The sequence below is a fragment of the Pseudomonas sp. 1L-C-7-B-C1 genome (genome assembly GCF_057291635.1).
In genome coordinates this window covers 35,107-47,217 of sequence record NZ_JBXAWH010000019.1, presented here as the reverse complement: position 1 = coordinate 47,217, position 12,111 = coordinate 35,107, and the positions used below count along the sequence as shown (strand labels likewise).

Annotated in this window: 13 protein-coding genes, 1 tRNA gene and 1 pseudogene; 7 read left to right on the top strand and 8 right to left on the bottom strand. The window is 60.7% G+C overall.

The annotated features are described in order from the left end of the window. Positions 1–26: 26 nt before the first annotated feature. From AC0Z8Z_RS24280 to AC0Z8Z_RS24270, 3 genes and pseudogenes are all read right to left on the bottom strand, one after another. Entirely contained in the window at positions 27–782 is a 756-nt protein-coding gene (locus AC0Z8Z_RS24280; RefSeq protein WP_485620818.1) for a methyl-accepting chemotaxis protein, read from the bottom strand. Between the two features lie 102 nt (positions 783–884). After that, positions 885–1,901 (bottom strand): annotated as a pseudogene (locus AC0Z8Z_RS24275) (cache domain-containing protein); the annotation flags it as partial. A gap of 441 nt (positions 1,902–2,342) precedes the next feature. Further along, positions 2,343–2,433: transfer RNA gene (locus tag AC0Z8Z_RS24270), tRNA-Ser, on the bottom strand. A gap of 170 nt (positions 2,434–2,603) precedes the next feature. Here AC0Z8Z_RS24270 and AC0Z8Z_RS24265 point away from each other — a divergent pair. The 7 genes from AC0Z8Z_RS24265 (at position 2,604) to AC0Z8Z_RS24235 (ending at position 6,874) form a co-directional block, all read left to right on the top strand. Then, positions 2,604–3,275 carry a Bax inhibitor-1/YccA family protein gene (locus tag AC0Z8Z_RS24265; protein ID WP_122536358.1) on the top strand — a complete coding sequence of 224 codons (672 nt, stop codon included), beginning with the start codon at positions 2,604–2,606 and terminating at the stop codon, positions 3,273–3,275. A 114-nt stretch (positions 3,276–3,389) separates the two neighbouring features. Further along, complete coding sequence (gene tusD / locus AC0Z8Z_RS24260; protein ID WP_485620805.1) at positions 3,390–3,782, top strand: sulfurtransferase complex subunit TusD; 393 nt, start codon at positions 3,390–3,392, stop codon at positions 3,780–3,782. Position 3,783: 1 nt separating this feature from the next. Beyond that, positions 3,784–4,146, top strand: a complete 363-nt coding sequence (gene tusC / locus AC0Z8Z_RS24255; protein ID WP_485620804.1) for a sulfurtransferase complex subunit TusC — start codon at positions 3,784–3,786, stop codon at positions 4,144–4,146. Beyond that, positions 4,146–4,445, top strand: a complete 300-nt coding sequence (tusB, locus tag AC0Z8Z_RS24250) for a sulfurtransferase complex subunit TusB (protein ID WP_272635010.1) — start codon at positions 4,146–4,148, stop codon at positions 4,443–4,445. The genes tusC and tusB overlap by 1 nt, the downstream gene beginning before the upstream one ends. Then, complete coding sequence (locus AC0Z8Z_RS24245) at positions 4,442–4,777, top strand: TusE/DsrC/DsvC family sulfur relay protein (RefSeq protein ID WP_122625281.1); 336 nt, start codon at positions 4,442–4,444, stop codon at positions 4,775–4,777. The genes tusB and AC0Z8Z_RS24245 overlap by 4 nt, the downstream gene beginning before the upstream one ends. Continuing rightward, positions 4,774–5,775: a glycosyl transferase family protein gene (locus AC0Z8Z_RS24240; protein WP_485620803.1), complete on the top strand. Its 1,002-nt coding sequence runs from the start codon at positions 4,774–4,776 to the stop codon at positions 5,773–5,775. Before AC0Z8Z_RS24245 ends, AC0Z8Z_RS24240 begins: the two co-directional genes overlap by 4 nt. Before the next feature lie 97 nt (positions 5,776–5,872). After that, on the top strand, positions 5,873–6,874 hold the full coding sequence (locus tag AC0Z8Z_RS24235; protein ID WP_485620802.1) for a glutathione S-transferase family protein: 1,002 nt from the start codon (positions 5,873–5,875) through the stop codon (positions 6,872–6,874). 186 nt (positions 6,875–7,060) lie between these two features. On the opposite strand, the gene cysG is transcribed toward AC0Z8Z_RS24235, so the two are convergent. Genes cysG through lolA form a run of 5 tightly spaced genes read right to left on the bottom strand, consistent with a single transcriptional unit; the run spans position 7,061 to position 12,091 of the window. Then, positions 7,061–8,455 carry a siroheme synthase CysG gene (cysG, locus tag AC0Z8Z_RS24230; protein ID WP_485620801.1) on the bottom strand — a complete coding sequence of 465 codons (1,395 nt, stop codon included), beginning with the start codon at positions 8,453–8,455 and terminating at the stop codon, positions 7,061–7,063. Then, positions 8,456–9,736: a serine--tRNA ligase gene (gene serS, locus AC0Z8Z_RS24225; RefSeq protein ID WP_485620800.1), complete on the bottom strand. Its 1,281-nt coding sequence runs from the start codon at positions 9,734–9,736 to the stop codon at positions 8,456–8,458. Positions 9,737–9,752: 16 nt separating this feature from the next. After that, complete coding sequence (gene crcB / locus AC0Z8Z_RS24220; protein ID WP_122536349.1) at positions 9,753–10,127, bottom strand: fluoride efflux transporter CrcB; 375 nt, start codon at positions 10,125–10,127, stop codon at positions 9,753–9,755. Next, complete coding sequence (locus AC0Z8Z_RS24215; protein ID WP_122536348.1) at positions 10,127–11,449, bottom strand: replication-associated recombination protein A; 1,323 nt, start codon at positions 11,447–11,449, stop codon at positions 10,127–10,129. Before AC0Z8Z_RS24215 ends, crcB begins: the two co-directional genes overlap by 1 nt. 18 nt (positions 11,450–11,467) lie before the next feature. Continuing rightward, a complete protein-coding gene (gene lolA, locus AC0Z8Z_RS24210) occupies positions 11,468–12,091 on the bottom strand; it encodes an outer membrane lipoprotein periplasmic chaperone LolA (RefSeq protein ID WP_172611465.1) in 624 nt (207 codons plus the stop codon). Between the last annotated feature and the right edge of the window lie 20 nt (positions 12,092–12,111).

The window sequence follows — 12,111 nt, the reverse complement described above, 5'->3', positions numbered from 1 at the left end:
ACGTTCAGCCGAGATACGTCGGCTTCCTAGACCTTAAATTGACCCATCAGGGCTTGCTGGTGGTTGGCCAGTTTATTCAACGTTTGACTCACCTGCGCCGATTCGCCCGCCTGCCGGGAAATGCTCTCCGTCACGTCGCGAATGGCGGCCACGTTACTGTTGATCTCTTCCGCCACCAGACTTTGCTCTTCGGCGGCGCTGGCGATCTGCAGGTTCATGTCTGTAATCATCCCGACCGCGGCACTGATGCGCCTGAGAGCACTCACCGCAAGCTCCACTTGGCGTACGCTGTTCTGCGCCTGTTCATGGCTCGTGCCCATGGTACCGACGACCTCGCGCGTGCCACTTTGAAGGCCTTCGATAACCTGGCGGATTTCTTCAACCGAATCCTGGGTGCGTTTGGCAAGGTTGCGCACCTCGTCAGCCACCACAGCAAAACCACGCCCGGCCTCACCGGCACGGGCAGCTTCAATGGCCGCGTTGAGTGCCAGAAGATTGGTCTGATCAGCAATCGAGCGGATCACTTCCAGTACAGAGCCGATCTGTTGGCTGCTGTTGGAAAGACCCTCGACCTCCCCCATGGCCTCAGTCATCTTGTTGGCCAGCGATTCAATGGCCGTGGTGGTGGTGTCGATGACGGCCAGCCCTTCATGGGTCGCGTCATCAGCACTGCGGGCGGCTTCGGCGGCTTGCGCGGCATTGTGCGCGACATCATGGGCGGTGGCGCTCATTTCCTGAAAAGCGGTTGCCACCTGATCCACTTCACGCAGCTGCTGTTGCATCCCGTCGCTCGTTTGTTTTGCGATGGCGGCCGACTGGTCAGCGGTGGCACGTGCGTCCAGCACGGATAGCTTTACGTCGGCAATGATCGGCTGCAGCTTGTCGAGGAAACGGTTGAACCAGCCAGCCAACTTGCCCAGCTCGTCGTCCTTTTTGTAGTCCAGGCGCCGAGTAAGGTCCCCTTCGCCGGTGGCGATGTCCTTGAGCATATCGGCCACCTTCAGAATTGGGCGAGTTACGCCACGGGCGGTCAGCCACATTAGGGCCAGACCGGCAATAACGGCCAGCAAGCCGATGCCCAGCGCCATACGGCTGTCGCTGGAACGACGGCTGTCGAGTTCGGCTTCAAGCTGTCTCGCCGGCGCGGTGAGTATTTCTTCGGGCACTTCGAGCAGGACACTCCAGGGCTTGGCGCCTGGAATGGGTAGCAGCGGTTCCAGCACCTGCAGCATCGGCCCCTGATGCAGCATCTGCGAGCGACCACCCGCCGTCAGGCGAACGAGCTCATCACTCTGGGCACCAAAGCCCGTGCTTAAGGGTTTGCCCAGTAACGAGGCATCGCCACTATGGGCAGCGAAAAGACCCAAGGGACTGACAATACTGATGTGACCATGGCCGTCGTACAGCTCGGCATTTGCCTGGTTGCTGATCTCTTGAAGGCTGGCCAGGCTAATGTCAGCCCCGACCACACCCACGACCTTGCCCTCTACGACAAGCGGAACGGCAATGCTGGTCATTAAAGTTTTGACGTCGTCCACTTCATCTACATAGGGATCGAGTACGCAGGTTTTTCCGCTGGCAACAGGGCAGGTGTACCAGAAATTATAAGGAGCGCCGTTGCTCATCACTGTGGTGTCAGTGAGTACTTTTTCCTTCATGGCCTCGGCTTCGAGTGTTCCATCACTGGACTGGGACCAGTACAAGGCGAAGCGGCCTTTTTCATTACTGCCTAAAGTCGGCTGGTTTAAAAACTGCTCGTCCTGCCCGTCAAGACCATTGGCCTCGAAGACCACATACAGTCCCAGCAGATTGGGGTTGCCTTGAAGAGCATTGTGTATCTGTGAGGACAGATCAGCACGCACGGATGCCGGGGCGATGCCGTGCTGCCGGGCCTGGGCCATCAGCATCTTCACTTGCCGGGCAAAACCGTCGCTGTATTGGTAAACGTCCATGAAATAACGCTGGATGCGCAGGGCTTGGCTCTCGCCGCGAGCCGCCATGCGCTTCTGCGCGGACTCCCTGAGCATGGCGGTGCTGGAAGCCTGGACGACCTGGGCACTGCGTTGCGACTGATACAACGAAGCACCGACCAGCAGCGTCACGATGAACAACAGACAAAGGGCTGCGAGCAGCGTGATTTTCCACTGAATAGAGAAGCGATTGAACATGGGTGTGCCTTGGATGCGTCGAACGTGCCCCTTATATCGGCGCAGCCGCTTGATTCCTAAATCGAAGGGCTCCCCCTGCGTTAGCGTCTTGAGCGGCGACGACCAAAAGCAGCCATGGCGCACCAAACCCCGGAAACGAAAAAGCCCCGCATAAGCAGGGCTTTTTACTGTGTTTGGCGGGGAACTAGGGATTCGAACCCTAGAAACGCTATTAACGTTCGCCGGTTTTCAAGACCGGTGCATTCAACCACTCTGCCAATTCCCCGAAGCATCTGGCGTTGGAGGTTTGTGAACCCCTCCGTCGCTTTGCGGGCGCCATAATACCGTAATGAAACAAGCTGTCAAACTCTCCGGCTAGCGCACTGCGTCGCCTCTGTTATGATCTTTGCAACTTGAGGTTTCAAACCCTTCATTTTTACCATCAGGAGTAGCGCCATGCGCGAACAGGATTACGCAGTCAACAACCGCGTGCAGGTCGAGCAGCTAGAGGTTAGCCGCGTCCTGCGCAACACTTACGGCCTTCTGGCCCTCACCCTCGCCTTCAGCGGCGTCATGGCATTCGTCTCCCAGCAGATGAACTTCCGTTACCCGAACGTCTTCGTTGTGCTGATCGGCTTCTACGGTCTGTTTTTCCTCACCAACAAATTGCGCGATTCGGCGTGGGGTCTGGTTTCTGCGTTCGCGCTGACAGGTTTCATGGGGTTCATCCTCGGCCCGATCCTCAACCGTTACCTCGGCATGCAGGGCGGCGCTGAAGTCGTCGGTTCCGCGTTCGCGATGACGGCATTGGTCTTCGGCGGTCTGTCGGCCTACGTGCTGATCACGCGCAAGGACATGAGCTTCCTCGGCGGCTTCATCACCGCTGGCTTCTTCGTGTTGCTGGGGGCCGTGGTGGCCAGCATGTTCTTCCAGATCAGCGGCCTGCAACTGGCGATCAGCGCCGGTTTCGTGCTGTTCTCGTCGGTCTGCATTCTGTTCCAGACCAGCGCGATCATTCATGGCGGTGAGCGCAACTACATCATGGCGACCATCAGCCTGTATGTATCGATCTACAACCTGTTCATCAGCTTGCTGCAGATCTTCGGCATCATGGGCAGCAAAGACTGATCAGTTTGCCCGCTTCAACAAAAAGCCCGCTTCGGCGGGCTTTTTGCTGTCCGGCGTTCGTGAATTCTTTATCATTGCGTCCATGTTCCCTGTCAGCGCACCACCGAGCCGCCCATGAAGTTCGCCATCGCCCTGCATTCGCCCGCCCACGCGGCCTCCTCCCGACGCGCGTTGCTGTTCGCCAAAGCCGCATTGGCGCAGGGCCACGAAATCGTGCGCCTGTTCTTCTATCAGGACGGCGTGCACAGCGCGTCCGGCAATGTGGTGTCGCCCCAGGACGAGTCGGACACCGCCGCGCAATGGCGTGATTTCGTCACCACCCACCAGCTTGACGGCGTGGTCTGCATTGCCGCCGCCCTGCGTCGGGGCGTGTTGAATGCTGAAGAAGCGGAGCGCTACTCGCGACCTGCGGCAAACCTTGCGGCACCCTGGGAGTTGTCGGGACTGGGTCAGCTGCATGACGCGATCCAGGCGGCCGATCGCTTGATCTGTTTCGGAGGGCCTTAAAGTGGCGAAGTCATTATTGATCATCAGCCGCCAGGCGCCCTGGTCCGGTCCAGATGCCCGCGAGGCGCTGGACATTGCCCTGGCCGGCGGCGCGTTCGATCTTCCGGTCGCCATGCTGTTCATGGACGATGGCGTATTGCAGTTGGCGACGGCGCAGAACGCCAGCCAGGTGCAGCAGAAAGACCTGACCGCCAACCTTCAGGCGTTGTCGATGTTCGGCGTGGAAGACCTGTACGCCTGCGGCACCAGCCTGAATCAGCGAGGGATGCAGCCGACCGCGCTGAGTGTCGAGCCACTTGAGGTACTGGATGACCTGCAAATCGCCGACCTCATTGACCGTTACGACCAGGTGATAACGATCTGATGGCTACTCTGCACGTACTCTCTCACTCCCCTTTTACCGACGCGCGCCTGAGCAGCTGCCTGCGTGTGCTCGGCAGTCAAGACGCGATCCTTTTGTGCGGCGACGCGACCTATGCGTTGCGCGCAGACACCGCCACCGCTGAGGCACTGAGCGCGAAGACTGGCAGCCTGAGGCTGTTCGTGCTCGATGAAGACGCTACCGCTCGAGACATCGCGCTGCCTGACTGGGCAGAAAGCGTCGACTACGCCGGCTTCGTCGCACTCTCGGTGCACTACGACAAGGTCAACACGTGGCTATGAACCCGCTCATCGTCGACGGGCGCAGTGTTGCGCTGGACAAAGACGGCTATCTTGAGGACCTGCACGACTGGTCCAACGAAGTCGCCGAAGCCCTGGCCCTTGAGGCAGACATCGCACTGACGCCCGATCACTGGGAAATCCTCGAATTGCTGCGGGCGTTCTATGCAGAATTTCAGCTGTCCCCGGCCACACGGCCGCTGGTCAAGTACACCGCGCTGAAACTGGGCGCCGACAAGGGCAACAGTTTGCACCTGAATCGTCTGTTCAACGGCACTCCCGCCAAACTTGCCGCCAAGCTGGCGGGCCTGCCAAAGCCGACCAATTGCCTATGACCGACTTCACCCCTCTCGTCACCGAAACCCCTGCCGAGCATCCCTTCGCGCCCTTCGTTCGCATTCTCGGCAAAGGCAAGCGTGGTGCGCGCAACATGACCCGCGCCGAAGCCCGGGAAGCCATGGGCATGGTGCTCGATGAAAAAGTCGAAGACACCCAGCTCGGCGCTTTCCTGATGCTGCTGCGGCACAAGGAAGAGAGCCCGGACGAACTCGCCGGCTTCACCGAGGCCGTGCGCGAACGTCTGCACGCGCCAGCGCTGGCAGTCGACATCGATTGGCCGACCTACGCCGGCAAAAAGCGCCATCTGCCGTGGTACCTGCTGGCGGCCAAGTGCCTCGCGCAGAATGGCGTGCGCGTACTGATGCACGGCGGCGGCGCCCATACCGCTGGCCGCCTGTACAGCGAGCAGTTGCTGGAGCTGTTGGGCATTCCGCTGTGCCGAAACTGGCAAGCGGTGGGTGAAGCACTGGAGCAGCAGAACATCGCGTTCTTTCCCCTTGGCGACTGGGCGCCGCAGCTGCAGCGCATGATTGATCTGCGCAACACGCTGGGCCTGCGCTCGCCGATCCATTCCCTGGCGCGCATTCTCAATCCCCTGGGTGCCCGCTGCGGGCTACAGAGTATTTTCCATCCGGGCTATCAGGGCGTGCATCGTGACGCCAGCAGCCTGCTCGGCGACCACGCCATCGTGATCAAGGGAGACGGTGGTGAAGTCGAGATCAACCCGGACACCATCAGTCATTTGTACGGCACCACCGATGGCCAGCCGTGGGACGAAGAATGGCCGGCGTTGTCGGACCGTCGCCACGTGAAGCCGGCGACTCTCGACCCGCAGCATCTGGTCGCGATCTGGAAAGGCGATGTCGAGGACAGTTACCCGCAACTGGCGCTGATTGCGACCATGGCGCTGGCACTGCGGGGCCTCGGGATGCCGCGGGCTGAAGCCTTCGCCCAGGCGGAGCAGTACTGGGCAAACCGCAACAGATCGATTTAGCCGATAGCTACCCCCCAGTCTTTGCGCTATTCGTTCGAACGATTGTCTTTAGACTGATCTCCAACGTACTTCGGTACAGCTCAATTTGGAGTCAGACATGGGCCTTCTCGTTGAAGGACGCTGGCAAGACCAGTGGTACGAAAGCAGCAAAGACGGCGCTTTTCAGCGCGAGCAGGCCAAACGGCGGAACTGGGTCACCCGTGATGGCCGGCCTGGACCGTCGGGTGAAGGCGGCTTCAAAGCGGAAGCCGGTCGCTACCATTTGTACGTTTCCCTCGCTTGCCCATGGGCCCATCGCACGTTGATCGTGCGCAAGCTCAAGGGCCTGGAAAGCCTTATCGACGTCTCCGTGGTCAGCTGGCTGATGCGCGAGAATGGCTGGACGTTCGACAAGCAGAAAGGGTCTACCGGCGACGCGCTGGATGGCCACACCTTCATGTACCAGCGCTACCTCGCCGACACCGCTGATTACACCGGTCGTGTGACGGTACCGGTGCTGTGGGACAAGCAGCTGAATCGCATCGTCAGCAACGAGTCGTCGGAAATCATCCGGATGTTCAATTCGGCGTTCGACGACCTGACTGGCAATCACCTGGATCTCTATCCAGAGCCGCTGCGCAACGAGATCGACCGGCTGAACGACCGTATTTACCCGGCCGTGAACAATGGTGTCTATCGCGCCGGATTCGCGACGTCACAAGGTGCTTACGAAGAGGCTTTCGATGAAGTGTTCGCCGAGCTCGACGTGCTGGAAACGCTGCTGAGCGAGAAACGCTACTTGGCGGGTGAATACCTGACCGAAGCGGACGTGCGCCTGTTCACCACACTGATTCGCTTTGACGCGGTGTACCACGGGCACTTCAAGTGCAACCTGCGGCGCATTGCCGACTACCCGAACCTGAGCAACTGGGTGCGGGAGATATATCAATTGCCGGGCGTGGCCGAGACGGTGGACTTCGTGCATATCAAGCATCACTACTACGCGAGCCACGCCACCATCAACCCGACCGGCGTCGTACCAAAAGGGCCGCAGCAGGATTTCAGCGGCGAACATGATCGCGGGCGTTTGAACGGGAAAGGGATTTTGCAGAACAGCTGATGGGTTTCAGTTAAAGATTTGAAACCCGTCGCCCCCGGTGCATGATCATTGTGGGAGCGAGCTTGCTCGCGAATAGGCCAGTGCATCCGCTAAAATTTCCAGCGGCTGGAAGGCAGTCTTCGTGAGCAAGCTCACTCCCACAAGGATTGTGTTGCTCTCGCGAAACTCGACAGGCGCATGCCGTGATCAGACGCTCGCCTGCGCCCCTTCGAACCACGCCAGCTTTTCCCGCAACTTCACCACTTCACCCACGATCACCAAGGTCGGCGCATGGACTTCGTGCTCGGCCACCAACTGCGGAAGGTTGGCCAGCGTGCCGGTGAAGACGCGCTGGTTTACCGTGGTGCCCTGCTGAATCAGCGCAGCGGGGGTGTCGGCCGCGCGACCGTGCTGGATCAACTGCTCGCAAATAACCGGCAGCCCGATCAGACCCATGTAGAGCACCAAGGTCTGCGAGGGCGAAACCAGATCCTTCCACGGCAGGTCGGTGGTGCCGTTCTTCAGGTGCCCGGTCACGAAACGCACAGACTGCGCGTGATCGCGGTGGGTCAGTGGAATCCCGGCGTACGCCGCGCAACCACTGGCGGCCGTAATACCCGGCACGACCTGAAAGGGAATACCGTGGGCCGCCAGCTCTTCGATCTCTTCACCGCCACGGCCGAAGATGAACGGATCACCGCCCTTCAGTCGCACCACGCGTTTGCCCTGCTTGGCCAGATCCACCAACTGCTGGTTGATCTGATCCTGCGGCAAGGCATGATCGGCGCGCTGCTTGCCGACGTAGACCCGGTCGGCGTCGCGACGGCACAAGTCCAGAATCGCCGGCGCTACCAGGCGGTCGTAAAGTACGACATCCGCCTGCTGCATCAAACGCAGGGCGCGAAAGGTCAGCAGATCAGGATCGCCAGGCCCTGCGCCCACGAGGTACACCTCACCGGTCGTGGCAGGCGCATCGCCGTCGATCTTCGCTTGCAACAACCGCTCGGCTTCGGCGCCCTGCCCGGCCAGTTGCCGGTCAGCGATGGGCCCCTGGAATACATCTTCCCAGAACGCCCGGCGCTGCTGAACGTTGGGAAACAGCCCTTTCACCTGATGACGAAAGCGTGCGGCCAGACCGGCCAGATGCCCGTAGGTCGGTGGAATCCAGGTTTCCAGCTTGGCGCGGATCAGCCGTGCCAGCACCGGCGCATCGCCACCGCTGGACACCGCGATCACCAGCGGCGAACGGTCGACGATCGCCGGGAAGATCACGCTGCACAGCGCAGGCGCATCCACCACATTGACCGGCACACCACGCTGGCGGGCATCGGCTGACACCTGCGCGTTAAGCGGCTCGTCATCGGTGGCAGCAATGATCAGCACGCAGCCGTTGAGGTCCGACTCGGTGTAGCCGCGCAGAATCTGTTCCCCGCCGCTGCGCTCGATCAGCTCGCGCACTTCCGCTCCGATCTCGGGGGCAACCACACGTAGCACTGCACCGGAATCAGCCAGCAGGCGAGACTTGCGCAAGGCAATCTCGCCGCCGCCCACCACCAGCACCCGGGCGCCCCGAAGGTTATGGAACAGCGGCAGGAATTCCATTTAGCCGATCACCTCAATCCCGCCCATCCACGGCTTGAGGACCTCCGGCACGCGGATCGAGCCGTCGGCCTGCTGGTAGTTTTCCAACACCGCTACCAGCGTGCGACCTACAGCGAGCCCCGAGCCGTTCAGCGTGTGAACCAGTTCCGGCTTGCCGGTTTCAGGGTTGCGCCAGCGCGCCTGCATGCGGCGCGCCTGGAAATCGCCGCAGTTGGAGCACGAGGATATCTCACGGTATTTGTCCTGGCTCGGGATCCACACTTCCAGGTCATAGGTCTTGACCGCGCTGAAACCCATGTCGCCGGTGCACAGTGCCAGTACGCGGTACGGCAATTCGAGCAATTGCAGAACGCGCTCGGCGTTACCGGTCAGGCTCTCCAGCGCTTCCATGGATTTTTCCGGCTCGACGATCTGCACCATCTCGACCTTGTCGAACTGATGCTGACGGATCATGCCGCGGGTATCACGGCCCGATGCGCCGGCTTCGCTGCGGAAGCACGGGGTGTGGGCGACGAACTTCAAGGGCAGCTGTTTAGGATCGAGGATTTCGCCGGAGACGATGTTGGTCAGCGACACTTCGGCGGTCGGGATCAGGTACAGATCGGCCTCGCCTTCGCGGGAGATCTTGAACAGGTCTTCTTCGAATTTCGGCAGCTGGCCGGTGCCCTGCAACGCAGGCGCCTGAACCAGATACGGCGTGTAGGCCTCTTCGTAACCATGCTCGTTGATGTGCAGCGTGATCATGAACTGCGCCAGCGCACGGTGCAGGCGCGCAATCGGGCCACGCAACAACGCGAAACGGGCGCCGGAGAGCTTGGCGGCGGTTTCAAAATCCAGCCAGCCGAACTTCTCGCCCAGGGCGACGTGGTCCTGAACCGCGAAGTCGAACGACGCCGGCGTGCCCCAGGTACGGACTTCTACGTTTTGTTCTTCGTCAGCGCCCACTGGCACTGACTCGTGGGGCAGGTTCGGCATGCTCAGGGCCATGGCATCAAGTTCGGACTGGATGGCGTCCAGCTCTTTCTTGCCAGTGCTCAGCTCTTCGGCCATGCGATCGATGTCAGCCATCAGCGGTGCGATGTCTTCGCCGCGCTGTTTGGCCTGACCGATGGATTTGGAACGGGCGTTACGCTCGGCCTGAAGCTGTTCGGTGCGGGTCTGCACGGTCTTGCGCTGGGCTTCCAGCGCTTCGATGCGGGCCACGTCCAGTGTGAAGCCACGGGAAGCCAGGCGATCCGCTACGTCCTGAAGTTGAGTACGCAGCAGTTTGGAGTCGAGCATATCGGTCTCTCGTATATTAAATTCGGGTCAAAGACAGGCCAGCCCACGTCGCGAGCAGCCCGCCCAGTACGCTGATGAGGGCGTAACCAATGGCCAGAGGCGCCTGGCCGCTTTCAAGCAGACGAATCGTGTCCAGTGAGAAAGACGAGAACGTCGTCAAACCACCGAGGAATCCAACCATCAAACCAGCGCGCAGCTCGATCGGGACTTCCGGGCGAATCAGAAACAGACCGTACAGCACACCGATCAGCAGGCAGCCCACCAGGTTTACCGCCAACGTGGCCGTGTAGAAGTAGCGCGGCCAGTTCGCCGCCACGACGTTACCGGTGGCGAAGCGCAATAATGTACCAGCCACGCCACCGGCGGACACGGCAAGAATCAACTGAATCACTATTTTCTCCGCTGACGTGGGCTGGCGCGGTCGAGCGCTGACAGGTGTTTGAGTTTCTCGCCGATTTTCAGCTCAAGACCGCGGGGGACCGGCTGGTAATACTGGCGCGGTTCGAGCTCGTCGGGGAAATAGTCCTCACCCGCGGCGTAAGCGTCCGGCTCGTCGTGGGCGTAGCGGTATTCTTCACCATAACCGAGCTGCTTCATCAGCTTGGTCGGCGCGTTGCGCAGGTGCAGCGGGACTTCCAGCGAGCCATGCTCGGTGGCTTCGCGCATGGCCATTTTAAAACCCATGTACACAGCGTTGCTCTTCGGCGCACAGGCCAGGTACACGATGGCCTGGGCCACGGCCAACTCGCCTTCCGGACTGCCGAGGCGTTCCTGCACGTCCCACGCCGACATGCACAGCGGCAAGGCGCGCGGATCGGCGTTACCGATGTCTTCACTGGCCATGCGCACCACGCGCCGCGCCAGATACAGCGGATCGCAGCCGCCGTCGATCATCCGCGCGAACCAATACAACGCAGCGTCGGGATTGGAGCCGCGAATGGATTTGTGCAGCGCGGAAATCTGGTCGTAGAACGCTTCGCCGCCCTTGTCGAAGCGACGGCGACTGTCGCCAAGCAGGCTTTGCAGCAATTCGGGGTCAATTTCGCTGCCGTCTTCGGCCAGGTCCGAGGCGTTTTCCAGCAGATTGAGCATCCGCCGACCATCGCCATCTGCCGCAGCCAGAAGCGTCTGGAAGGCCTCGTCGCCCAGGGTCAGATGCCGATTGCCCAGCCCGCGTTCTTCGGTTAACGCACGATTGACCAACTGACGCAGCGCACCCTCGTCCAGACTTTTCAGCACATAGACCCGGGCGCGGGACAGCAGCGCGTTGTTGAGTTCGAAGGACGGGTTTTCAGTGGTGGCGCCAATGAAGATCAGCGTGCCGTCTTCGACGTAGGGCAGAAACGCATCCTGCTGCGACTTGTTGAAGCGGTGCACTTCGTCGACGAACAGAATGGTCCGGCGGCCGTACTGCCCGGCCTGTTGCTTGGCGATCTCCACCGCCTGACGGATTTCTTTGACCCCGGCCAGCACCGCCGACACCGTTTCAAAGTGCGCGTCGGAGACTTTCGCCAGCAACCGCGCCAGCGTGGTTTTTCCCACGCCGGGCGGCCCCCAGAAAATCATCGAGTGCAGCGCGCCCTGCTCCAGCGCTTCACGCAGCGGCTTGCCGTGGGCGAGCAGATGCTGCTGGCCGACGTACTCGTCCAGGTTGGTCGCTCGCAGGCGGGCGGCCAACGGTTGCGCGATCGGTTCAGTGCTGAACAGGTCCATTAAACAGGCGAACCCCTTTTATTCCTGAATGACGTCAGCGCCCTTCGGGATCTGGAACTGGAATTTGCTCGCCGCGACAGGCTCGTTGGCCTTGACGCCGGTGAACAGGATATTGGTGCGTTGGCCGACGCTGTCGATCAGCTGCATGTCGTTGATCATGCCGTTGCGAAATGACAGACGCAGGCTATCGAACAGGGTGTCCCTGGACTTGGGCTTGAGCACGAAGTCGATCACACCGCCCGCTTCCTTGGCGGTAATGTCGAAACTCTCGCTGATTTTTGAGACGTCGCCGGACAGCAGCAGCGCCGGGGTCTGTGTCAGGCGCTGGTCGAGGGTCTTGATGGTGACCTGCTCCAGGTCCGGGTCCCACAGGGACACCTTCTTGCCATCGGACACCATCAGTTGCTCTTGCGGCGCGTCGGTGTGCCAGTAGAACAGGCCCGGGCGCTGCAAGGTCATCTCGCCGGTGGTTTCCTGCAACTGGGTGCCGCCACCGTCGAGGGTGAGCTGGGAGAAACGACCGCTCAGGGTTTTCGAGTTTTCCAGCAGTTGGGTCAGGCGCGCCACGTCCTTGCTGTCGGCGTGGGCCGAGACAGCAGAAAAAGCCAGTGCAGATACCAACAGCATGCGGATAAGACGCATGGGATTCCTCTTTGAGTGTG